We start from the raw sequence: 22,927 nt of genomic DNA on the forward strand, positions 1-22,927 counted from the left end.
CAAAGCTATACAGAACTATGAGGATTGAATTATGGGTATTTTTTCTCGTTTTGCCGACATCGTGAATGCCAACATCAACTCGCTGCTGGAAAAAGCGGAAGACCCGCAAAAGCTGGTGCGCTTGATGATTCAAGAGATGGAAGACACGCTGGTTGAAGTCCGCTCCACCTCCGCCCGCGCGCTGGCAGAAAAGAAAGAGTTAAGCCGCCGGGTGGAAAAAGCGCTGGCGCAGCAGCATGAATGGCAGGAAAAAGCCGAACTGGCGCTGCGTAAGGATAAAGAGGATCTGGCGCGTGCTGCGCTTATCGAAAAACAAAAACTCACTGACGTTATCGCCACGCTGGAACATGAAGTGACGCTGGTGGATGAAACTCTGACGCGGATGAAAAAAGAGATTGGCGAGCTGGAAAATAAACTCAGCGAAACCCGCGCCCGTCAGCAGTCTTTGGCATTACGCCATCAGGCGGCGAGTTCCTCCCGCGATGTGCGCCGTCAGCTCGACAGCGGTAAACTGGATGAAGCGATGGCCCGTTTCGAATCCTTTGAGCGCCGTATTGACCATATGGAAGCCGAAGCCGAGAGCCACCGTTTTGGTAAGCAGCCATCGCTGGAAAGCCAGTTCGCCGAGCTGAAAGCGGACGATGAAATCAGCGAGCAGTTGGCCGCGCTGAAAGCCAAAATGAAGCAGGATAACGAATAATAATTCCAGCGGTACAGACGTACCGCTGCTCATAATTATAAGGAGTATCTATGAGCGCGCTTTTCCTCGGCATCCCCCTGACGCTGTTCGTGCTGTTTGTCCTGCCGATTTGGCTGTGGCTGCACTACAGCAACCGTTCTCGCTCCGGCGAACTTTCGCAGGGTGAACAGCAGCGGCTGATGCAGCTTACCGATGACGCCAAGCGGATGCGCGAGCGTATTCAGGCGCTGGAAGCCATTCTTGATGCCGAGCATCCGAACTGGAGGGATAATTAATGGCCGCACTGGATTTTAGTAAAAAGCTCTGGCGCATTCCGCAGCAGGGCATGGTCAAAGGGGTCTGTGCCGGTATCGCTCAGTACCTCGACGTTCCGGTTAAACTGGTACGTATTATTACCGTACTGGCGATGCTGTTTGGACTCTTCTTCTTTGTTGTTGTCGCCTACATTATTTTGACCTTTGCCCTCGATCCGATGCCGGAAGGGGCAAACTATGGCGAGCACCAGCCCACGAGCCGCGATTTGCTCGATGCGGTGGATATGGAGCTTGCCGCCGGTGAACAGCGTCTGCGCGAGATGGAACGTTACGTCACATCCGACACCTTTAGTTTGCGCAGTCGGTTCCGTCAGCTCTAAGTCAGAGGTTAATGATGAACAATAAATGGCAGCGGGCAGGTCAGAAAGTGAAGCCCGGTTTAAAAATCGTCGGTAAGCTCGCGCTGCTGACCGCACTTCGCTACGGGCCAGCAGGTGTCGCCGGCTGGGCGGTGAAGTCCGTCGCCCGTCGGCCATTAAAAATGTTGCTGGCGGTGGCGCTGGAACCGTTATTGTCGCGCCTCGCCAAACGGTATTTCCCCGTGGCAAAATAGCAGTATTGGCGTCGACAGGAGCGTGTATTAAGCAATGAAGCGACTCAAAACTGAATTCAATGCGCTGGTCAACCGAAGCGTTGACCGGCATCTTCGTATTGCCGTCACCGGCCTTAGCCGCAGCGGCAAAACCGCGTTTATCACCGGTATGGTCAATCAACTGCTGAATATCCACACCGGCGCACGTCTGCCGCTCCTCGGCGCGGTCCGGGACGAGCGTTTGCTCGGCGTGAAACGCATTCCTCAGCGCGATCTCGGCGTTCCCCGGTTTACCTACGATGAAGGGCTGGCTCAGCTTTACGGCCAGCCGCCAACGTGGCCAACCCCCACGCGCGGTGTCAGCGAAATTCGCCTCGCGTTGCGCTATAAGTCCCACGATTCGCTGCTGCGTCATTTTAAAGAGACTTCCACGCTGTATCTGGAAATCGTTGATTACCCCGGCGAATGGTTACTCGATCTGCCGATGCTGACTCAAGATTATTTAAGCTGGTCGCGGCAGATGACCGGGCTATTGAACGGTCAGCGTGCCGAATGGTCGGCGAAGTGGCGTCAGCTGTGTGAAGGGCTAGACCCGCTGGCTGCAGCCGATGAGAACCGGCTGGCCGAGATTGCTCAAGCTTGGACTGACTACCTTCATCAGTGCAAACAGCAGGGGCTGCATTTTATCCAGCCGGGCCGCTTTGTGCTGCCGGGGGAATTGGCCGGTGCTCCCGCCCTGCAGTTCTTCCCGTGGCCTGACGTTGACGGCATCGGTGAAGCAAAACTGGCGCAGGCGGCTAAAAATACCAATGCCGGAATGTTGCGCGAGCGCTTTAACTACTATTGCGAAAAAGTGGTCAAAGGATTCTATAAAGATCACTTTCTGCGCTTCGACCGCCAGATTGTGCTGGTTGATTGCTTACAGCCGCTTAACAGTGGGCCGCAGGCCTTTAACGATATGCGTTTGGCGCTGACGCAGCTGATGCACAGCTTCCACTACGGGCAGCGCACCTTGTTCCGCCGTCTTTTCTCACCGGTGATTGATAAGCTGCTATTTGCCGCCACCAAAGCGGATCACGTGACCGTCGATCAGCACGGCAATATGGTGTCGCTGCTGCAACAGCTTATTCAGGATGCATGGCAGAACGCGGCCTTTGAAGGCATCACCATGGACTGCTTAGGTCTGGCTTCGGTGCAGGCGACGCAAAGCGGATTGATCGACGTTAACGGCGAAAAAATTCCGGCACTGCGGGGGCATCGCCTGAGTGACGGCGAACCGTTAACCGTGTATCCAGGCGAAGTTCCGGCCCGTTTACCCGGGCAGGCGTTCTGGGATAAACAGGGCTTCCAGTTTGAGAATTTTCGTCCACAGACAATGGATGTAGACCAGCCGCTGCCGCACATTCGTCTGGACGCTGCGCTGGAGTTTTTGATTGGAGATAAACTGCGATGAGCGATTCATTTAAACCACGGATAGATTTTGCTGGCCCGCTAACGGAAGAGAAAAACGAACAGTTTAAATCCTCGCAGGCGTTTGACGGCGAAACGGCGGAGAAGTTTGCGCCGGTTATCCTTGATGATGAGGCCGACAGCGAAGGTCAGGCCGAAGCGAGCATTGAGGCGGCGCTGCGGCCAAAGCGCAGCCTATGGCGCAAAATGGTCGGCGCGGGTCTTGGCCTGTTTGGTATCAGCGTTGTCGCGCAGGGCGTGCAGTGGACGGCTAACGCTTGGCAGACGCAGGATTGGGTGTCGCTGGGCGGCTGCGTAGCGGGGGCGCTGATTATTGGTGCTGGCGTCGGTTCGGTTGCGACAGAATGGCGCAGATTATGGCGTTTGCGCCAGCGCGCTCATGAACGTGACGAAGCGCGCACCTTGATGCACAGCCATAGCGTCGGTAAGGCTCGCGCCTTCTGCGAAGGATTGGCGCGTCAGGCCGGATTGGATCAATCTCATCCGGCGCTACAACGTTGGTACGCCGCGATTCACGAAACCCAAAGCGACAGAGAGGTCGTCAGCCTCTATGCGCATCTGGTGCAGCCGGTATTGGACGCGCAGGCGCGGCGTGAAATCAGCCGTTCGGCGGCGGAATCCACGCTGATGATTGCCGTCAGCCCGCTGGCGCTGGTGGATATGGCGTTTATTGCCTGGCGCAACCTGCGCTTGATTAACCGCATCGCCAATCTCTACGGCATCGAACTGGGCTATTACAGCCGACTGCGCCTTTTCCGCCTCGTGTTGATTAACATCGCCTTTGCCGGTGCCAGCGAATTGGTGCGCGAAGTGGGGATGGACTGGATGTCGCAGGATCTCGCCGCGCGTCTTTCAACGCGCGCAGCCCAGGGCATTGGCGCCGGTTTATTGACCGCGCGTTTGGGGATTAAAGCGATGGAACTGTGCCGCCCGCTGCCGTGGTTGGATAATGACAAACCGCGCCTTGGCGATTTCCGCCGCGAATTGATTGGCCAATTGAAAGCGACGTTACAGAAGGGAAAAGCCGCATCGTCGCGTGAAAGCTGAATCGAAATAAATAACGTTATGCCAAATTGGCATAACGTATATCTATACTTAACTTTACTGAAAGTGACATGCAGCGCTAAGTTAGTCGCTAACTTCAACGCCCATACCCAAAATAATTCGAGTTGCAGGACAAAACGGCAGTGGCGTTTTGAACAGCGCTTGCGCTGGCCCCGTAAGGGGTGAGGCCATCAGGCCGAATCATGCGGCAAGTGAGTGAATCCCGATGAGCTTACTTGAGTAAGTGATTCGGGTGAACGAACGTAGCCAACGCACCTGTAACTTGAAGTATGACGGGTATGCATGACAACTCTCAGGAAGTCCGATGACCAGAAAGCTGCTGCCTTTATTTGTGCTGACCGCGCTGTCAGCCTCCGCTTATGCTGCCACGCCACCGACCACGCTGGTGGTGGCGCAAGGCCTTGACGATATTGTTAGCCTTGACCCAGCGGAGGCCAATGAGCTCTCAAGCATCCAGACGGTGCCAAGTCTTTATCAGCGTCTGGTCCAGCCTGATCGTAACGATCCCGCAAAAATTACGCCTATTTTGGCAGAAAGCTGGCAGGCCGATGCGGCCGCGAAAACGCTGACCATCAAACTTAAAAGCGATGCCAAGTTTGCCTCCGGCAACGCGCTGCGCCCGGAAGATGTGATTTTCTCCTACACCCGTGCGGTAACGCTTAATAAATCACCTGCATTTATCCTGAATGTTCTTGGCTGGCAGCCGGATAACATCGCCAGCCAGCTGAAGAAAATCGACGACCATACGCTGCAGTTAAGCTGGACTGCCGATGTAAGTCCGGCGGTTGCGCTCAACATTCTCTCCACGCCGATTGCTTCTATCGTTGATGAGAAACTGGTGGCGGCAAACGTCAAAGGCGGCGACTTTGGTAACGAGTGGTTGAAAATGCACTCGGCGGGCAGCGGTGCGTTCAAGATGCGCGTCTATCAGCCACACCAGGCTATCGTCCTTGAAGCCAACGAAAGTTCCCCAACCGGCGCACCGAAACTGAAAAGCGTGATCATTAAGAACGTGCCCGATCCGGCCTCTCGCCGTTTGCTCATTCAGCAGGGCGATGCTGACGTAGCGCGCGATCTCGGTGCCGATCAAATTGACGCCCTGCAGGGCAAACCGGGCCTGCAGGTGCTGAGTATTCCCTCTGCCGAACAAAACTACGTGGCGTTCAATACCGCCAATAGCGCGAACCCGCTGCTGGCAAACCCAGCGCTCTGGGAAGCGGCCCGCTGGCTGGTGGATTATAACGGCATCACCAAAGATCTGCTGAAAGGGCAGTACTTCGTTCATCAAAGCTTCCTGCCGGTTGGCTTCCCCGGCGCGCTAGACAATACACCGTTTAAATTTGATCCGGCAAAAGCCAAAGAAATTCTGGCGAAGGCGGGGATTAAAGACGCGCACTTTACCCTCGATGTGGAAAACAAACCGCCGTTTATTACCATTGCGCAATCCATGCAGGCAAGTTTTGCTCAGGGCGGCGTGAAGGTCGAATTACTTCCTGCCGCAGGTAGCCAGGTTTACGCCCGCGTGCGGGCAAAACAGCACCAGGCGGCGATTCGATTGTGGATCCCGGACTACTTCGATACCCACTCCAACGCCAGCGCGTTTGCCTTTAACGATGGCAAATCGAGCACCGTAGCGGGTCTGAACGGTTGGGCAATTCCGCAGCTGAACAAGACCACGCTGGCGGCGGTTGCCGAGCCGGATACGAGCAAGCGTCTCGACCTGTACAAGAAAATGCAGGAAGAACTGCAGCGCAGCTCGCCTTACGTGTTTATCGATCAGGGCAAAACGCAGATTGTTATTCGCGATAACGTGAAGGGCTATCAGCAGGGGCTTAACGCCGATATGGTCTGGTACGACCGCGTCACCAAGTAATCCCTATGGCAGCAGCGACCCGGAGCTGGAAGCTTTCGGGTCGCTGCTGCTCGTTTTATTGTTGATATACGGAATGCACATGCCCGCCGTTTCACCGAATCCAACCGCCCAGCAAACCCGACGTTTTGTGTCTGCGCTCTTACAAGGGCTGCTCACGCTGGCGCTCACCCTTTTGGGCTTGCTACTGGTCACCTTTGCACTCTCAGCACTTTCTCCCGTCGACAGGGTTCTGCAAATTGTCGGCGATCATGCCAGCCAATCAACCTACGATCAGGTGCGCCATCAGTTGGGCCTCGATCGTTCGCTGCCCGTCCAGTTCTGGCACTACTTGGTCAATCTGGCTCATGGTGATATGGGAACCGCTAGCGCCACCGGACAGCCGGTGCTGCACGATCTGCTCGCCGCTTTTCCCGCGACGCTCGAACTGGCGACATTGGCGCTGATTGTTGGCGCCGCGTTCGGCGTGATTGCTGGCGTATTCTGCGCGCGCTACGCCGGTTCCCCATGGGATTTTGCCGTTCGCACCTTCACGTTATTGGGCAACTCGGTGCCAATTTTCTGGCTCGGGCTGCTGATGCTGGCGCTGTTCTACGCCAAGCTCCAGTGGAGCCCAGGCCCCGGTCGTCTGGATGATATTTACCAATTCACCATTGAAGCGAAAACCGGCTTTGCGCTGATTGATACTTGGCTTTCCGGTGATACAGCGGCGTTTCGCAACGCCTTCAGCCACTTAGTGCTGCCGGTGCTACTGCTGGCCTACTATTCGATGGCCAGCATCACGCGCCTGACGCGCTCGGCCTGCATGAGCGAGATGAACAAAGAGTACATCCTGCTGGCACGCGCAAAAGGGGCCGGCGAGATGAGCATCCTGCTGCGCCACGTGCTGCCAAATATTCGCGGGACATTGCTGACGGTGATTGCCTTGGCCTATACCTCGATGCTCGAAGGCGCGGTGCTGACGGAGACGGTGTTCTCGTGGCCGGGTATCGGTCGCTATCTGACGACCGCGCTGTTTGCCGGTGATACGGCGGCGATTATGGGAGGAACGCTGCTGATTGGCGTTTGCTTCGTGTTGATTAATAACCTCACCGATGTGCTGGTGCGGCTGACCGATCCGAGGGTGAGCTGATGCCAGCGTCCTTATTTTTACGTCGATTACTGCGTTCGCCCGCAGCCTGTTTTGGCCTGCTGATTATTGGTTTACTGGTTTTAACGGCGCTACTCGCACCATGGCTTGCGCCAAACGATCCCAACTGGCAGGACGCCGCCATGCGTCTGCAAATGCCGAATGCGCAGCACTGGCTGGGCACCGATAGCTACGGTCGCGACTTGCTTTCCCGGCTGATTTACGGCACCCGCCCGGCATTAGGACTGGTGGCGCTGGTGACGGCGATTACCCTGCCGGTAGGGCTGCTGGTGGGCATTCTTTCCGGTTACTACGGCGGCTGGCTTGAGCGTATTTTAATGCGCTTCACCGATGTGGTGATGTCGATGCCTCGGCTGATTCTGGCGTTTGCCTTTGTTGCCATGCTTGGCCCAGGCTTGGTTAACGGTGCGCTGGCGCTGGCGCTGACCACCTGGCCGGCGTACGCCCGTCAGGCGCGCAGTGAGATCCAACGTCTGCGGCACAGTGATTATCTGGCCGCCGCCGAGATGATGGGGATCCGCGGGCTGCGGTTGCTGGTGGGCCATATTCTGCCGCTGTGCCTGCCGTCTGCCATTGTGCGGCTGGCGCTGGATCTGGCGGGTATTATTCTGGCTGCCGCCGGGCTGGGGTTTCTCGGACTCGGCGCGCGTCCGCCAATGGCGGAATGGGGGGCCATGATTGCCGATGGGGTGCAGGTGATATTTGACCAGTGGTGGATTGCCGCGCTGCCAGGTGCTGCCATCCTGATTGCCAGCTTGGCATTCAATCTACTGGGTGATGGTTTACGTGACGTTCTGGAGCCGCAACATGACTGAGCAACGCCTGAATGTAAGCGGGCTGAATATTGATTACCCAGGGGCACGGGTAGTGAACAATATGAGTTTCACGCTGGGCAACGAACGGCTCGCGCTGGTGGGAGAGTCGGGTTCTGGCAAATCCATGACCGCCCGTGCGCTGATGGGACTGGTGCGCCAACCGGGTATCGTCAGCGCCGATAGGCTTAACGTGCTGGGCCGCGATGTGCTGACCCTCAATGCGCGCGGCTGGCGTGCGCTGCGAGGTAACGATATTGCGATGGTGCTGCAAGATCCGCGCTATGCGCTTAACCCGGTAAAAACGGTCTACGCCCAGTTGGAAGAGGCGTTGACGCTGCATCAGCGGTTAAACCGCCGTGAACGGCAGGAAAAAATTGCCTCGGCGGTACTGGCGATGGGGTTAGATATACAGGTCTTACAGCGCTACCCGGGCGAACTCTCCGGCGGCATGGGCCAGCGGGTGATGATTGCGATTGCGCTGATTAACGATCCGCAGGTGCTTATTGCCGACGAGCCAACTTCAGCGCTGGATGCGCGTTTGCGTAATCAGATCTTAGAATTGCTGGTGGCACAGTGCGAGCAGCGAAATATGGCGATGTTGCTTATCAGCCACGATTTGCCGCTGGTGGCACAGCACTGTGACCGCGTGCTGGTGATGTATCAAGGCAACCGTGTTGATGAGATGGCCGCCCGCGATTTATCCCAGGCAAGCCATCCCTATACGCGCACGCTGTGGACCTGCCGCCCGAATGCGCAGACCTACGGACAGATGCTGCCAACCCTTGATCGTAGCCAGAGCTTTGAGGAGGCGACAGATGACCATCGTTAATCTCGACGCGTTACAGGTCAATTTTGCGAACAAAACGGCGGTATCTGCCGCCAGTTTTCACGTCGAGAACGGAGAAACCTTCAGCCTGATTGGTGAGTCGGGCTGCGGGAAATCAACCATTCTCCGGGTTATCGCTGGGCTGCAGCGCGAGTGGCGTGGACAGGTAGCGCTGTTTGGGCAAAACATCGCGCCGGGTGCACGTTTTCAAGGTGCGTTACGGCGTAACGTCCAAATGGTTTTTCAAGACCCTTATGCCTCGCTGCACCCAAACCACACGCTTTGGCGCACGCTGGCGGAGCCGCTGAAAATTCACGGCGAGAGCGATATTGAAACGCGGGTTGAGACGGCGCTTTCGCAGGTTGGCCTGCCTGCCGACGCCGCGCGTCGATATCCTCATCAGCTCTCCGGCGGCCAGCGTCAACGCGTTGCTATTGCTCGCGCGCTGCTGCTACGCCCGAAGATCCTGCTGTTGGATGAGCCGACCTCGGCGCTAGATATGTCGGTGCAGGCGGAAATCCTCAACTTGCTCAATCGCCTGAAGCAGGAAAACGGGATGACCTATCTGCTTGTCAGCCACGATGCGGACGTGATTGCACATATGTCCGACCGCGCGGCGTTTATGGCAGGCGGCGTGATACAGCGCTTTTTCGACCGACAGGCGCTTGAACGCGGCGAGCATCGGATGGGGTAAGCCGGGCATTCGCACTCATAAAGGGGCCATTAGGCCCCTTTTTTGATGATGAGCGTATAACTTTACGGCAAAGACGTGATTTTTCCGCCATACTGTCAATAATTGTTGACAGTCATCTTCCCGCCAGAGAAGAACTGTCTTATTATTCATACGTCTTTGGCTTTTAAGGGTGAAAACTCCCATGCGTCTTGAAGTCTTTTGTGAAGACCGTCTCGGTCTGACTCGTGAACTGCTCGATCTTCTGGTCCTGCGCGGTATTGACCTGCGCGGTATCGATATCGACCCCGTAGGCCGAATCTATCTTAATTTCGCGGAGCTGGAATTCACCAGCTTCAGCAGCCTGATGGCGGAAATCCGCCGCATTGCAGGGGTAACGGACGTACGTACCGTGCCGTGGATGCCATCAGAGCGGGAACATCTGGCGCTGAGCGCCTTGCTGGAAGCCATGCCGGAGCCGGTGTTGTCACTGGATACCCGCAGCAAAATTGAACGCGCTAACCCGGCAAGCTGCCAGCTGTTTGGCATGAACCAAGAGCGTCTGCGCAGCCATAACGTGACGCAACTGATCGCGGGTTTTAACTTCTCGCGCTGGCTAGAAAGCGACTCGGTGGAGCCGCTTGCCGAACATGTGGTCATTCAGGGGCAAAACTTCCTGCTGGAAGCGACCCCGGTGTATCTGAACGGTGAAGACGGTACGCGAGTGCTCGGGGGCGCGGTGGTGATGCTGCGGTCAACGCTAAAAATGGGCCGTCAACTGCAAACGATGACTACTCAGGACGTTAGCGCATTCAGCCAGATTGTTGGGGTCAGCCCGCGCATGCGTCAGGTGGTCGATCAGGCGCGCAAACTGGCGTTGCTGACCGCGCCGCTGCTGATTGTTGGCGAAACCGGCACCGGCAAAGATTTGCTGGCTCATGCCTGCCACTTAGCTAGCCCGCGCGCGGCGAAACCCTATCTGGCGCTAAACTGTGGTTCCATCCCGGAAGATGCGGTGGAAAGTGAACTGTTTGGCGATGCGTCTGAAGGGAAAAAAGGCTTCTTCGAGCAGGCTAACGGCGGTTCGGTGCTGCTGGACGAAATCGGTGAAATGTCGCCGCACATGCAGACTAAACTGCTGCGTTTTCTCAATGATGGCACGTTCCGTCGGGTCGGCGAAGATCATGAAGTTCATGTCGATGTCCGGGTGATTTGTGCGACGCAGAAAAACCTGGTGGAGCTGGTGCAAAAAGGGTTGTTCCGTGAAGATCTCTATTATCGCCTGAACGTACTGACCCTGAACCTGCCGCCGCTGCGCGATCGCCCGCAGGACATCATGCCGTTGACCGAACTGTTTGTGGCGCGTTTTGCCGATGAGCAGGGCATTTCGCGGCCTAAGCTTTCCGCCGACCTCAATACGGTATTGACCCGCTATTCTTGGCCGGGCAACGTACGTCAGTTGAAGAATGCGGTGTATCGCGCGCTGACTCAGCTGGAAGGTTTTGAGTTGCGACCGCAGGACGTACTGCTGCCGGATAACGATATCTCGAGCGTGGCGGTCGGCGAAGAGTCGATGGAAGGATCGTTGGACGATATTACCCGTCGATTTGAACGTTCGGTGCTGGCCCAGCTTTATCACAGCTACCCAAGTACGCGTAAGCTGGCAAAACGTCTGGGGGTTTCACATACCGCGATTGCGAATAAGCTGCGTGAGTATGGCCTGAGCAATAAGAAGGGCGAAGAGTGATAAAAAAACAGCCTCTGAAAAGAGGCTGTTTTGCTTTGATGGGGTTGATTACGCTTTCAGCGCAGCCAGTGCCGCATCGTAGTCTGGTTCGTTGGTGATTTCGTTCACCAGCTCGCTGTAGACGACTTTGTCATTTTCATCGATGACCACAACGGCACGTGCCGCCAGACCTTTCAGGCCGCCATCAGCAATACCTACACCGTAGGTTTGCAGGAATTCTGGCGCACGCAGGGTGGACAGCGTGACAACGTTGCTCAGGCCTTCTGCGCCGCAGAAGCGAGACTGGGCAAATGGCAGGTCGGCGGAAATGCACAGAACGACGGTATTCGCCAGTTCACCAGCCAGTTGGTTGAATTTACGCACGGATGCCGCGCAAACGCCGGTATCGATGCTTGGGAAAATGTTAAGGACTTTACGTTTGCCGGCGAATTGGCCGAGGGTGACGTCAGACAGGTCTTTTGCCACCAGCGTAAAAGGTTGAGCTTTATCGCCAGCCTGTGGGATAGAACCTTGAACAGCAACGGGATTGCCCTGGAAATGTACGGTTTGCGACATGATTATCTTCCTGTTTACATATAGTTAACGTCTGCCTTAGTGTATGTCATCAGGTGTTAACACGGCAAACCCTATTTGTGCCTGAATAATCTCATCGTCTTTCTCGTTGCAGATGCGTTGATTGCAAGAGAAATGAAGGACTAAGAAGGAGTGAGAATGAGAAAGCTGCGCGTATTTGAAGAAGCTTGGCCGCTACATTCGCCGTTTGTTATCGCCCGCGGTAGCCGCAGCGAAGCGAAGGTTGTGGTGGTGGAGCTTGAGCAAGATGGCATAAAAGGCATCGGTGAATGCACACCGTATCCGCGTTACGGAGAGAGCCTTGCTTCGGTGATGGCGCAGATTCTGGCCATCGGTGAGCAGCTTGAAAAGGGGATCACCCGCGAGCAGCTGGCGGTATTGTTGCCCGCCGGGGCCGCGCGCAACGCGGTAGACTGCGCGCTGTGGAGTCTAGAAACTCAGCTAATTAAAAGTGACGTTGTCACTAGTCTTGGCGTGGTGTTGCCGGATACGGTGGTCACCGCGCAGACGGTAGTTATCGGAACGCCAGAGCAGATGGCTGCCAGCGCCAGAGCGCTATTTGAGAGCGGGGCGCGGCTGCTAAAAATCAAACTGGATAACCATTTTATCTGCGAGCGCATGGTGGCCATCCGCGAAGCGGCACCGCAGGCGACGCTGATTGTTGATGCCAATGAGTCCTGGCGCGGCGATGGGCTGGCGGCTCGCTGCCAGCTGTTGGCGGACCTTAATGTTGCAATGCTCGAGCAGCCGTTGCCGGTTGGCGAGGATGAGGCGCTGGAAAACTTTATCCATCCGTTGCCGATCTGTGCCGATGAAAGCTGCCATACCCGAGAGGATCTCTCGGTACTGCGCGGTCGCTACGAGATGGTTAACATCAAGCTGGATAAAACCGGCGGTCTGACCGAGGCGTTAGCGCTTGCCGCCGAAGCCAAAGCGCAGGGGTTTGCGTTAATGCTGGGCTGTATGCTGTGCACCTCGCGGGCGATTACCGCCGCACTGCCGTTGGCGCCGCAGGTCAGGTTCGCCGATCTCGACGGCCCGACCTGGCTTGCCGTCGACTCACAGCCCGCACTACGGTTTACCTGCGGCGAACTTCATCTTTGACTGGCAGGCTGCCAGTGCAAGAGCTGCGTCATCGCTTCAAGATAGTTCTCGCTGGCTTCATCAGATGAAATCGGTGGGAATTCAGCGGTGATGCAGTGCAGACCAATATCGTCGCACCAGCTGCCAAATGAGCCCGGCGTTTCGTAGCCCACGCTGCTGACTAACGGAAGAGCAAACGACGCTGACAGCCACTGGCCAAGCTCGCTGTTGCGAGCATCTTCGATACAGGCCAGCGGATCGTGGAACGACACCACCCACGCGGGATTTATCTGATGAATAAGTTGGCACAATCCGCGACTTTCCGGTTCAGAGCCGGGACGGCTACCGGTTAGCAACACGACATCACGCTGCTCAGCCGTGCTGTTCCAACGGTACACGGTTTCACCCGCCTTCCAGTTTGCCGCTGGGAAATTCCGGTTTAAATCGACGCCGTTGGCGTTGGCCCGCAGCCCAAGCTGACAGCCGTCTGGGTTAACCGCCAGAATCACATGATGGCGACGCAGATCGGGGGCCAGCGAGCGCAGTGCGCAGGATAGGGTGACGACCGAAGAGTTTTCATCGCCATGAGTACCGGCAATGATTAACCCGCTGTTTGGGCCGGCGACCGTCGCCGGGAACCAGATAAGCGGCGCGCCCAGCAGTGAACGGCCATAGTGCTGTGTCCCTTGTGGGAACGCTCCGCGCTGCGCGCGAGGGCGAAGAACTGACATAGTAAAGATCCTGATGCTAAGTGCAATTAATAGCAGTGTTGTGCAAAAATCGCCGCGAATCAAATAGTTTCCAGTAGGGTATTTAACGGCATAAATCAACTTTCTGTGATATGACATTTGCATTTATGGAAAGTGAAACAAATAATATTTTCATTATGTTACTTGGGTTTATCAATTTTAAAGGGGATGTCATGAAGTATCCTTTCACCTTGACCTGCTTTGCCGCACTGCTTTCAGGCTTGAGCACCTCCGCATTTGCGGCCGACGTTCCTGCGGGAACGGCGCTGGCAAGCAAGCAGGATTTGGTTCGCCACATTAAAGATGAACCCGCATCCCTAGACCCGGCGAAAGCGGTCGGGCTACCTGAAATTCAGGTGATTCGTGACCTGTTTGAAGGCTTGGTTAACCAAGATGCGAAGGGGAATATCATCCCTGGTGTCGCAACCCGCTGGCAGACTAATGACCAGAAAACCTGGACCTTCACCCTGCGCAATGACGCGAAATGGTCTGATGGCACCCCGGTTACAGCGCAGGATTTCGTCTACAGCTGGCAGCGTCTGGTCGATCCTAAAACCACCTCGCCGTTTGCTTGGTTTGCGGCTCTAGCCGGGATGACTAACGCTCAGGACATTATCGATGGTAAAGCCAAACCAGAAACGCTGGGGGTAACCGCCGTTGATGCGCATACCCTGCGCGTGCAGTTGGATAAACCGCTGCCGTGGTTTGTGAATTTAACCGCCAACTTCTCCCTTTATCCGGTGAATAAAGCTAACGTCGAAAGCGATAAAAATTGGACTCGCCCAGGCAAGCTGGTCGGCAATGGGGCCTACGTTCTGGCCGATCGCGTGGTCAATGAAAAACTGGTCGCCACCCCAAACAAGCAGTATTGGGATAATGCGAAAACGGTGATTCAGAAAGTCACTTTTGTACCGATTAACTCAGAGTCGGCGGCTACCAAGCGCTATCTGGCCGGCGATATCGATATCACCGAATCGTTCCCGAAAAATCAGTATCAGAAGCTGCTCAAAGAGCTGCCGGGGCAGGTTTACACGCCGGCGCAGTTGGGGACTTATTACTACGCCTTTAACACCCAAAAAGGGCCAACCGCCGATGCCCGCGTGCGTCTGGCGCTGAGCATGACTATCGACCGTCGGATCATCGCGGAGAAAGTGCTGGGCACCGGCGAAAAACCCGCATGGCGCTTAACGCCAGATGTGACGGCGGGCTTTAAACCGCAGCCATCGGCGCTGGAACAGAGCAGTCAGGCCGAGCTGAACGCACAGGCGAAAATGCTGTTGCAGGCAGCGGGTTACGGTCCGAATCGCCCGTTAAATTTGACGTTGTTGTATAACACTTCGGAAAACCACCAGAAAATCGCCATTGCGGTGGCGTCGATGTGGAAGAAAAATCTCGGCGTCGATGTGAAGCTGCAAAACCAAGAATGGAAAACCTACATCGACAGCCGCAATACCGGTAATTTTGACGTTATCCGCGCGTCGTGGGTCGGTGATTACAACGAGCCGTCGACGTTCCTGTCGCTGCTCACTTCTACCAATACTGGTAATATTGCCCGCTTCAACGAACCTGCTTATGACAAGGTGATCCGCCAGGCGGCGCAGGAAAATACCGCAGCTGCGCGCAACGCTGACTATAACGAAGCGGAAAAAATCCTCGCCGAAAAAGCACCGATAGCGCCGATTTATCAGTACACCAACGGCCGCTTAATCAAACCGTGGCTGAAGGGTTATCCGATAACCAACCCGGAAGATGTGGCTTACACCCATACCATGTATCTCGTTAAGCACTAACGGCTCTTCACTTTCCCGTTAAACAGGCTGGCGCGATTTGGCGCCAGCTTCATCTGATTTAAAGTGATTGTCGTCACAATCTCGCGCGCGAAGCATTTCCCACTTATAGTTTTCCTGTCGCCTAACACGGAGAACAGGTATGCGTAATCCCACCTTATTGCAATGTTTCCATTGGTATTATCCCGCAGGCGGCGAATTGTGGCCGGAAGTCGCGGCGCTTGCCCCCAACTTGAATGAAATCGGCATCAATATGATTTGGTTGCCGCCGGCCAGCAAGGGCGCCTCAGGCGGCTATTCCGTGGGCTATGACAGCTACGATCTCTTTGATCTGGGCGAGTTTGAGCAAAAAGGTTCGGTTGCCACTAAATATGGCGATAAAGCTCAGCTGCTGGAGGCCATTAGTGCCCTCAAACAGCACGACATTGCGGTGTTGATGGATGTGGTCGTCAACCACAAGATGGGCGCGGATGAAAAAGAGCGCATCCGCGTACAGCGGGTCAATGCGGAAGATCGCACGCAAATAGATGAGGAGATCATCGAGTGTGAGGCGTGGACGCGTTACACCTTCCCGGTACGGGAGGGGAAGTATTCGCAGTTTATCTGGGATTACAAATGCTTTAGCGGGATTGACCATATTGAAAATCCTGATGAAGACGGCATTTTCAAGATCGTGAACGACTATACCGGCGAAGGGTGGAACGATCAGGTCGATGACGAAATGGGGAACTTTGACTACCTGATGGGCGAGAACATCGATTTTCGCAACCATGCAGTGACCGAAGAACTCAAATACTGGGCGCGCTGGATGCTCGATCAAACCCATTGCGATGGCTTTCGTTTGGATGCGGTGAAACACATCCCCGCGTGGTTTTATAAAGAGTGGATTGAGCACGTGCAGGACGTTGCGCCCAGCCCACTGTTTATCGTCGCGGAATATTGGTCGCACGAAGTTGATAAGTTGCAGCTGTACATCTCGCAGGTTGAAGGCAAAACGATGCTGTTTGACGCGCCGTTGCAGCTTAATTTTCACGCAGCGTCACGGATGGGCCGCGACTATGATATGAGCCAGATTTTTACCGGTACGCTGGTTGAGGCCGACCCGTTCCACGCGGTGACGCTGGTTGCCAATCACGACACCCAGCCGCTTCAGGCGCTGGAAGCGCCGGTAGAAGCTTGGTTTAAACCGCTGGCCTACGCCCTGATTCTGCTGCGGGAAAACGGCGTTCCGTCGGTCTTTTATCCAGACTTGTTTGGTGCACATTACGAAGATAGCGGCAGCGATGGTGAAAACTACGTCATTGATATGCCGGTTATTGAGCAACTGCATGAGCTTATCGATGCCCGACAGCGGTTTGCGCACGGCGTCCAGACGTTATGGTTTGATCACCCAAACTGTGTCGCCTTTAGCCGCAGCGGGACCGACGAAATGCCCGGCTGCGTGGTGGTGCTCTCCAACGGCGATGAAGGGCAAAAAACGCTGATGCTGGGGGAAAATTATGGCAATAAGCGCTGGCGAGATTTTCTCAACAATCGGCAAGAGATCGTTGAAACCAGCGCCGAGGGTGGCGCGGTCTTTACCTGTAACGGTGGCAGCGTTAGCGTGTGGGTAATGGAAGACGTACTCTGAGTACCTAGCTGGCGCAGCGATGCGCCAGCTCTCGTTTTCTAGGCACCAAACCCGCCGTCGATGGTGTGCATAGCCCCGGTCACGAAAGACGCTTCGGGGCCAGCAAGCCAGGCGACCATGGCTGCAACTTCTTCCGGTCTGCCGTGCCGTTTTATGGTCATAAAGCTGTGCATCAGCTCCTTAAGCGGGCCGGATTCCGGGTTAGCGTCGGTGTCGATTGGGCCGGGCTGCACGATATTGACGGTGATGCCCTGCGGGCCAAAATCGCGTGCTAGACCACGCGCCAGCCCCTGTAACGCCGATTTGCTGACCGCATAGGCGGCAAGCCCTGGCAGAGGCATGCGATCGCCGTTGACGGAGCCAATGACAATAATTCGCCCACCGGTAGGCATTTTCCTCGCCGCTTCAACCGCCGCATGGTAGGGCGCATGAATGTTAATACGGAATAGGCGATCCACCTCGTCGCTGTCCAGTTCCCGCGCGTCACCAAACAGAATAATGCCGGCGTTAATCACCAGAATATCGAGCGGCCCGTTGTCGCTAACCACTTTGATTATTGCGTCGCGGTCAGCGCTGTCGGCCAGTACGGCGCGGCTTCCGGTCTCTTTTGCTAGCTCCTGTGCCGCATTTAGCGACCCGGCGTAGCTAAATACCACCGACGCGCCATCGGCGGCAAATCGGCGAACGATTGCGGCGCCAATGCCACGGCTTCCACCCAAAACCAGTACCGATTTGTTCTTAAACAAGGCCATAAGAGCACTCCTGATGAGATTGTCGCGAGACTACCCGATGCGCCGGAGAGATGAACGGCTCAGGAAGTATAGTTGCGGCTACCCGTTGCGGGTAGCCGCGACGCTCAAGCCTGTTTTTTCTTGCCGGTAGAGGAGGCGATATCCCGACGGATTGCCGCCGGAGCGTTCGGATCGCCGCTAAGCGGTAGGTTGCTGAGCATAAATTCAATGTCTTCTGCGGGTACCGGGTCTGAGAACCAGAATCCCTGCAGGGCGTCACAGCCCAATCCAGAGAGAATGCGCTGTTGCTCCTGCGTTTCCACCCCTTCTGCCACCACCGCCATATTCATGGAGTGGGCGATATTGATAATGGTTGAGACAATTTTGATATTTTTACTGTTCTCGCGCATATCCTTGGTAAAGCTTTTGTCGATTTTCAACTCGCCTGCGGGTAAATCCTGTAGGGCCAGCATATTGGAATACCCAATACCAAAATTATCGATAGAAATAGTCATCCCGATGCGGCAAAAATCATTGAATATCTGTACGCTGCGGTCGAAACCGTGGAGCGCGGTGGTTTCGGCAAGCTCAATAGTTAAACGGGTCGGCGAGATATGGTGGCGCATTAGCGCGTCGCAAACCTGCTCATAAAAGTTCTGCTGTTCAAACTGAACGGGCGAAATATTCAGCGATAACGTCCAGTCATCGTGCCCGGCGCGGCTCCATTTACGTAGCTGTTCGCAGCCTTGCTCCAAAATCCAATTGCCGACCTGAACAATCAGCCCAGTATTTTGCAATGTCGGCAAAAATACCTCTGGTAGTAGGATGCCTTTCTTCGGATGACGCCAGCGTACCAGCGCTTCGAAACCGTAAATGCGCTGTTCTTTGACGTGATATTTGGGCTGATACCAAAGCTCGAACTGATCGCGCTCCAGCGCCTGGGTCAGATCTTGCAGGAAATGCGCGCCTTGCCACGTACTGTCGAGCATGGATTCATGGTACATAACCCAACCGTTACGGCCGTTATGCTTCACATGATACATCGCGGTATCTGCGGACAACTTCAGCTCCTGTGGCGTTTCACCGTGTCCCGGATAGAGACTTATCCCCACGCTTAAGGAAATCTGTAAAATCTGCCCGGAGTGGTAAAACGGCCGGCGGATGCTTTCGACCATACGGGTACAAATATCGGTAATTTCGGCTTCATTGCAGTTGGGGGCCAGCAGAATAAACTCATCGCCGCCGATACGCGCGAGGGTCATTTTAGGATTTAGGCAGGCGCTCATTCGGTTGGCGACGGAAACCAACAGATTATCGCCGACGTGATGCCCCCAGGCGTCGTTAATCAGCTTGAAGCGATCGAGATCCATCAAGACGAGGGCAAAGGTGCTGCCTGCAAGCCGCGACTGGTGCAGACACGCCAGCAGGCGCATATCAATCTGGCTGCGGTTTGCCAGCCCGGTCAAACCATCATAGCGCGCCTGTTGTTCAAGCTGCTGATTTAGCCGCTGGAGGTTTTCCGTCAGCCGCGAGGTACGCACCTGGGAGTCGATCATGGAAATCATCAGCATCAGTCCGAGCAGCAGCAACGTGGTCACGGATACCCAGATGGATAATCCTTCTTCGCTGACCATCAGTGAATGGTCTGCCATCATGTGACCATGTCCGGTAAAGGTCGCAGCGCTCATGCCGGTATAGTGCATGGCGGCAATGGCGATTCCCATCGCCAGCGCGGCACCAACACGCGTCAACAGCACGCCCTTGCTGTTCAGACGCAGGCTAAATGCCAGCCACAGCGCCACACAGGAGGCGACAATGGCTATGACCACCGAGGCGATAATTAACGGGATGTTCCAGATAATATCTTCATGCGACATCAGCGCCGCCATACCGACATAGTGCATGGTGACGACGCCGCTGCTCAGTAGTGCGGTGGCAATACACAATCGCTTTAGTGACAGCGTATTTCCTGCGACGGCAATGTTAATGGCCAGCGAAGAGGCAATTATCGCGGCCATTAACGAAATTATCGTTAGCTCAAGGTGATAGCTCATCGGCATCGGCATTTTCATGGCCAACATGCCGATAAAATGCATCGACCAGATGCCAATACCCAGCGTTGCGCCGCCGGTGATTCGCCAGAACAACGCCACTTTTTTATTAGAGGCAGCAATTTTTGCCGCACTATCTAGCGCTACAAAAGAAGCAATGAATGCCACCAGAAATGAAATACCGACTAGTATCGGGTCCCACGAAGCGTGCAGCATCATGCAATCCATACCTTTTCATAAGAGGGTTTTAATTAATCTATCAGTAAATTCCGAATTTTATCCAGAAAAATAACAAGCTGGATACGTTCTTTTTACATCGTTAAGTCGGCTGATTCGAATATTAAGCATTACTAAATATTGATGAATTAGTAATAAATAATGCTGCTAATAATTATAGATTATTCTTAACTTCCATAAAGTTAAAAACGATTATGGAGCCTTACGTCTGTAGTTTCGCTTTAGTTAGCAGTAATGCCCGATAAAAGCAAAACTTGCACAGCTAACGGTTAAAGTGGCACGAAACGTTAAAATGGTCTGGTAAATACAACTTCTAGTGATATAACCAAATTACACAGCAAGTGTTGGGGAAAGGTTATGTTTAAAAACATTAGCGTCCGAACGTTTATTATGGTGTTTATGCTGGCTGTTTTCTTTGTCGCAGATGTGATCTGCCTAATATTGTCGAAGAATATATTCTTGCTTTTAGCCATTAATATTATATGGGTGGTGGCATTAGCATTCCTTTGGATGTATATGACAAAATACCTAGTCACGCCTATTAATGCGGTAAAACGCAGTATTGATGAAGTTAATGATGGAAATCTATCGGTGCGAATTCCGGTATTTGGTAACAACTGTGCCGGGCGATTAATTCCAGGCATCAACAGTTTATCTAACAATATTTCCACTCTGGTCGCGGAGATACGCTCATCGTCTGATAATGCGATGACCATGTCGGATCAACTGGCGAACCGCAGCGCCGAGCTGTCGGTGAAAACCGAACAGCAATCGGCCACGTTGATGCAGACGGCGGCCAGTATGGAGGAGATTGCTGCCAGCACTAAAAATAACGCCGAACATACTCGCCTTGCCAGTGAACGTGCAGGTGAAGCAACACAATGCGCGCGAAAAGGCGGGGCGTTGATGGGCAATGTGGCAACCAATATGCAATCTATTACCGACTGCGCCCGACAAATGACCGAAATTATTGCCATGATTGATGGCATCGCGTTCCAGACGAATATTCTGGCGCTGAATGCGGCAGTCGAAGCGGCGAGAGCTGGGGATCACGGCAAAGGGTTTTCGGTGGTGGCTGGCGAGGTGCGTAATTTAGCGCATCGCAGCGCAGAGGCGGCGAAAAGTATTAAAACCTTAATTAGTGTGACCAGTGAGAACGTGACCCAAGGAGCGAATATTGTCGCTGAAGCCGAGAAGAATATGCAGGAGATCGTCACCGGCTCGGGTGAATTGAGTAACCTGATGGAGCAAATTGCGGTTTCCACTTCCGAGCAGGAAAAAGGCATCGATCAAATTACGATGGCGTTAACCGAGTTGGAAACGGTGACCCAAAGTAATATTGGCGTGGTGGAAGAGCTCGCAGGTTCATCCGATGTACTCAAACGCCAGGTTATTGAGCTGCAATCGCGCACGCAAAGCTTCCGTATCGGTAATGAGACGCCAGCACCGGCGGTACAGGCTGGTCTGCAACCGCTCAAACCGGCGGTTGCCGGGACCAGCGATAGGAATTTCTGGCAATCGTTCTAACGTGATTATGTTGTGCAAAGCCCGGCGAATATGTCGGGCTTTTTTATGTTTCCCATAGCCTTAATCGGGTCTTTTACGAACAATTTCAGCGCGATGGCACACCCTCTTATTGCTTAACAAAAGCAGATGGCTAGACTATCAGGATAAATAGTTGCGACCGGAGGCGATGTGGAAGCCATAAAGGGATCTGATCTTAACGTGCCTGATGCCATCTTTGCGTGGCTTTTTGATGGGCAGGGCGGTGTCAAACCGTTAACCGACGCGGAGTGCGTCAGCAAAGATAATCCGTGCTGGCTGCATCTAAACTACACCCATCCCGACAGCGCTCAGTGGCTGGCGAACACGCCGCTGTTGCCGACGACGGTGCGCGACGCGCTAGCTGGTGAAAGTCTGCGGCCAAGAGTCAGCCGTTTGGGGGAAGGGACGCTGATTACGCTGCGCTGCATTAATGGCAGTACCGATGAACGTCCAGATCAACTGGTGGCGATGCGCCTGTATATAGATGAACGCATCATCGTTTCTACCCGCCAGCGTAAGGTGCTGGCGCTTGATGATGTGGTCAGCGATCTGCAAGAGGGCAGCGGCCCAACCGACTGCGGTTCTTGGCTGGTGGATATTTGCGATGCCTTGACTGACCACGCAAGCGAATTTATCGAGCAACTGCACGATAAAATCATCGATCTGGAAGATAACCTGATGGAACAAGAGGTGCCGCCGCGTGGATTCCTCGCGCTGCTGCGCAAACAACTTATTGTTATGCGACGCTATATGGCGCCTCAGCGTGACGTTTATGCCCGACTGTCCAGCGAACGTATGTCGTGGATGACTGACGATCATCGTCGACGGATGCAGGATATTGCCGATAGGCTTGGCCGTGGTTTGGACGAGATTGATGGCTGCATTGCGCGGACGGCGGTGATGACCGATGAAATTGCGCAGATGATGCAGGAGTCACTTTCACGGCGTACTTATAATATGTCGCTGATGGCGATGGTTTTTTTACCGAGTACGTTTCTGACCGGCTTGTTTGGCGTTAACCTTGGAGGGATCCCGGGCGGTGGTTCGCATCTGGGCTTCTCCCTCTTTTGTATTATGCTGGTCTTACTCATTGGTGGTGTTACGTGGTGGTTACATCGCAGTAACTGGTTGTAAAAATTGGTCTTTCTATTGCGCTTTATAGGCCAAAACGCGACTTAATTTGAGCGAGGTCAATAAACCAGCACCCCAATCAGGGCAATATCGTTCCTGCAGGTGAATGCAACGTCAAGCGATGGGCGTTGCGCTCCATATTGTCTTACTTCCTTTTTTTGAATTACTGCATAGCACAATTGATTCGTACGACGCCGGCTTAATAAAGTCGGCTTTTTTTTGTCCGCTTTTTGCTACCGCCTAACCTTACC

21 protein-coding genes are annotated in these 22,927 nt (G+C 54.5%); 17 read left to right on the plus strand and 4 right to left on the minus strand.

Translation table 11 applies throughout. The features are described from left to right. The first annotated feature begins 31 nt into the window (after positions 1-31). From pspA to tyrR, 12 genes are all read left to right on the plus strand, one after another. Positions 32-700, plus strand: coding sequence for a phage shock protein PspA (gene pspA / locus AB4K05_RS07835; protein ID WP_368479426.1), 669 nt, complete (start codon positions 32-34; stop codon positions 698-700). 50 nt (positions 701-750) lie between these two features. Further along, positions 751-975 (plus strand): envelope stress response membrane protein PspB, encoded by a 225-nt coding sequence (gene pspB / locus AB4K05_RS07840; protein ID WP_368479427.1) that lies wholly within the window; start codon positions 751-753, stop codon positions 973-975. Further along, positions 975-1,334, plus strand: coding sequence for an envelope stress response membrane protein PspC (pspC, locus tag AB4K05_RS07845; protein WP_368479428.1), 360 nt, complete (start codon positions 975-977; stop codon positions 1,332-1,334). The genes pspB and pspC overlap by 1 nt, the downstream gene beginning before the upstream one ends. Before the next feature lie 14 nt (positions 1,335-1,348). Next, positions 1,349-1,567, plus strand: coding sequence for a phage shock protein PspD (pspD, locus tag AB4K05_RS07850; protein WP_368479720.1), 219 nt, complete (start codon positions 1,349-1,351; stop codon positions 1,565-1,567). A 34-nt stretch (positions 1,568-1,601) separates the two neighbouring features. Further along, positions 1,602-2,999, plus strand: a complete 1,398-nt coding sequence (locus AB4K05_RS07855) for a YcjX family protein (RefSeq protein ID WP_368479429.1) — start codon at positions 1,602-1,604, stop codon at positions 2,997-2,999. Then, positions 2,996-4,063 (plus strand): TIGR01620 family protein, encoded by a 1,068-nt coding sequence (locus AB4K05_RS07860; RefSeq protein WP_368479430.1) that lies wholly within the window; start codon positions 2,996-2,998, stop codon positions 4,061-4,063. Before AB4K05_RS07855 ends, AB4K05_RS07860 begins: the two co-directional genes overlap by 4 nt. A 322-nt stretch (positions 4,064-4,385) precedes the next feature. Then, a complete protein-coding gene (locus tag AB4K05_RS07865) occupies positions 4,386-5,954 on the plus strand; it encodes an ABC transporter substrate-binding protein (RefSeq protein ID WP_368479431.1) in 1,569 nt (522 codons plus the stop codon). 79 nt (positions 5,955-6,033) lie between these two features. Further along, a complete protein-coding gene (locus AB4K05_RS07870) occupies positions 6,034-7,083 on the plus strand; it encodes an ABC transporter permease (RefSeq protein WP_368479432.1) in 1,050 nt (349 codons plus the stop codon). Beyond that, entirely contained in the window at positions 7,083-7,916 is an 834-nt protein-coding gene (locus AB4K05_RS07875) for an ABC transporter permease (RefSeq protein ID WP_368479433.1), read from the plus strand. Before AB4K05_RS07870 ends, AB4K05_RS07875 begins: the two co-directional genes overlap by 1 nt. Next, positions 7,909-8,745 (plus strand): ABC transporter ATP-binding protein, encoded by an 837-nt coding sequence (locus AB4K05_RS07880; RefSeq protein ID WP_368479434.1) that lies wholly within the window; start codon positions 7,909-7,911, stop codon positions 8,743-8,745. The genes AB4K05_RS07875 and AB4K05_RS07880 overlap by 8 nt, the downstream gene beginning before the upstream one ends. Beyond that, a complete protein-coding gene (locus tag AB4K05_RS07885; RefSeq protein ID WP_368479435.1) occupies positions 8,732-9,436 on the plus strand; it encodes an ABC transporter ATP-binding protein in 705 nt (234 codons plus the stop codon). Before AB4K05_RS07880 ends, AB4K05_RS07885 begins: the two co-directional genes overlap by 14 nt. 181 nt (positions 9,437-9,617) lie before the next feature. Beyond that, positions 9,618-11,159 (plus strand): transcriptional regulator TyrR, encoded by a 1,542-nt coding sequence (gene tyrR / locus AB4K05_RS07890; RefSeq protein WP_368479436.1) that lies wholly within the window; start codon positions 9,618-9,620, stop codon positions 11,157-11,159. Between the two features lie 48 nt (positions 11,160-11,207). On the opposite strand, the gene tpx is transcribed toward tyrR, so the two are convergent. Next, positions 11,208-11,714: a thiol peroxidase gene (tpx, locus tag AB4K05_RS07895; protein WP_368479437.1), complete on the minus strand. Its 507-nt coding sequence runs from the start codon at positions 11,712-11,714 to the stop codon at positions 11,208-11,210. Positions 11,715-11,870: 156 nt separating this feature from the next. Between tpx and ycjG the strand changes: the two genes are divergently transcribed. Next, positions 11,871-12,836 (plus strand): L-Ala-D/L-Glu epimerase, encoded by a 966-nt coding sequence (gene ycjG, locus AB4K05_RS07900; protein ID WP_368479438.1) that lies wholly within the window; start codon positions 11,871-11,873, stop codon positions 12,834-12,836. Here the strand turns inward: ycjG and mpaA are convergent. After that, a complete protein-coding gene (gene mpaA / locus AB4K05_RS07905; RefSeq protein WP_368479439.1) occupies positions 12,827-13,546 on the minus strand; it encodes a murein tripeptide amidase MpaA in 720 nt (239 codons plus the stop codon). The genes ycjG and mpaA overlap by 10 nt on opposite strands. Before the next feature lie 191 nt (positions 13,547-13,737). On the opposite strand from mpaA, the gene AB4K05_RS07910 reads away from it, so the two are divergent. Both AB4K05_RS07910 and amyA read left to right on the plus strand, forming a co-directional pair. After that, entirely contained in the window at positions 13,738-15,354 is a 1,617-nt protein-coding gene (locus AB4K05_RS07910) for an ABC transporter substrate-binding protein (protein ID WP_368479440.1), read from the plus strand. Between the two features lie 139 nt (positions 15,355-15,493). After that, on the plus strand, positions 15,494-16,981 hold the full coding sequence (gene amyA, locus AB4K05_RS07915) for an alpha-amylase (RefSeq protein WP_368479441.1): 1,488 nt from the start codon (positions 15,494-15,496) through the stop codon (positions 16,979-16,981). Between the two features lie 38 nt (positions 16,982-17,019). Here amyA and bdcA read toward each other — a convergent pair whose 3' ends face one another. Both bdcA and AB4K05_RS07925 read right to left on the minus strand, forming a co-directional pair. Continuing rightward, positions 17,020-17,733 (minus strand): SDR family oxidoreductase, encoded by a 714-nt coding sequence (gene bdcA, locus AB4K05_RS07920; RefSeq protein ID WP_368479442.1) that lies wholly within the window; start codon positions 17,731-17,733, stop codon positions 17,020-17,022. 104 nt (positions 17,734-17,837) lie between these two features. Continuing rightward, positions 17,838-19,982, minus strand: a complete 2,145-nt coding sequence (locus AB4K05_RS07925; protein WP_368479443.1) for a putative bifunctional diguanylate cyclase/phosphodiesterase — start codon at positions 19,980-19,982, stop codon at positions 17,838-17,840. 375 nt (positions 19,983-20,357) lie between these two features. Between AB4K05_RS07925 and AB4K05_RS07930 the strand changes: the two genes are divergently transcribed. Further along, the gene (locus AB4K05_RS07930) at positions 20,358-21,527 is read left to right on the plus strand and encodes a methyl-accepting chemotaxis protein (RefSeq protein WP_368479444.1); all 1,170 of its coding nucleotides are present in this window, start codon (positions 20,358-20,360) and stop codon (positions 21,525-21,527) included. A gap of 168 nt (positions 21,528-21,695) precedes the next feature. Next, positions 21,696-22,679: a zinc transporter ZntB gene (gene zntB, locus AB4K05_RS07935; RefSeq protein WP_368479445.1), complete on the plus strand. Its 984-nt coding sequence runs from the start codon at positions 21,696-21,698 to the stop codon at positions 22,677-22,679. The last annotated feature ends 248 nt before the right edge of the window (positions 22,680-22,927 follow it).

It is taken from the genome of Kluyvera sp. STS39-E (assembly GCF_040932435.1).
Taxonomy (GTDB): domain Bacteria; phylum Pseudomonadota; class Gammaproteobacteria; order Enterobacterales; family Enterobacteriaceae; genus Kluyvera.